Genomic DNA, 857 nt, shown 5'->3' with positions numbered 1-857 from the left:
GATCTTCCAGGCGTCGCGGAGCCGCTTGTGGGTGAACCCGAACTGGCCGTTGTCGTAGAGGGAACGTTCCTTGGTGAGGTGCCCGTATGCCTGCCACCAGGTCTCCAGGTTCTGCCGCCAGGTGATCGCGTCCTCGACGGTGTGGACGTCGGACAGCTGCAACGCGATCTGACGCAGGGCGCGCCCGGCCGGGAGGCGCGGATTCCGCGTCAGCTCGCGGGTGACGTTCATCTGCAGGTGGAAGATGCAGCGCTGGATCTGCGTCTCGGGCCAGATGTTGGCGAGGGCGGAGCGGATGCCTGTGCCGCCGTCGGTGACGATCACACCGGGTGCCGGGATCTTCGAGAAGAGGGCCTCCCAGGCGGCGGTGGATTCGCCGCCTGACCACTGCCAGCCGAGGACGTCGCCGGTGTCGCTGAGCGCGATCAGCAGGCACCAGTCGTCGATCCAGATGCCGTCAACGATGATTGCGTGGTGGATCGTCTCGACGGGCGGGAAGACCGGTTCGAGGGCCCAGCACCACGCTGTCTTGCGTCGGAACGAGCGAGCGGAGACCCCTTGAAGCTCGGTCTGGGAGAGCTTGCCGGTGACCCAGACCAGGAACTGCCTCAACTGCTCGCGGCGCGTCACATCGGGGCGTCGCCGGATCGCTGATGCACCGCACTCCGGGCAACGCCATCGTTGCGTTCCCGCGGCGGTCCGCCCGTTCTTGATCAGCCGAGATCCGCATACCAGACAGGTCGTCGTGTTCGACGGAAGGTCCACGACTAAGGGTCGCGGACCATGACGAACCCCGTTTCACCGCGTAATCACGCGGCAGGATCAGTCATCCATCCACTCGTTTTGGCCTATAACCC

Annotated in this window: 1 protein-coding gene; it reads right to left on the bottom strand. The window is 65.5% G+C overall.

All coding sequences use genetic code 11. From position 1 onward, the window contains the following. Nucleotides 1-765 (bottom strand): IS1/IS1595 family N-terminal zinc-binding domain-containing protein (locus IR155_RS15695; RefSeq protein WP_194210360.1); only part of this gene is annotated, 765 nt, incomplete at its 3' end. Nucleotides 766-857: the final 92 nt, after the last annotated feature.

The organism is Microbacterium paludicola, from assembly GCF_015235415.1.
Taxonomy (GTDB): Bacteria; Actinomycetota; Actinomycetes; order Actinomycetales; family Microbacteriaceae; genus Microbacterium; species Microbacterium paludicola.
The sequence above is the reverse complement of the archived record's forward strand: the minus strand, read 5'-3'. Positions and strand labels throughout refer to the sequence as shown.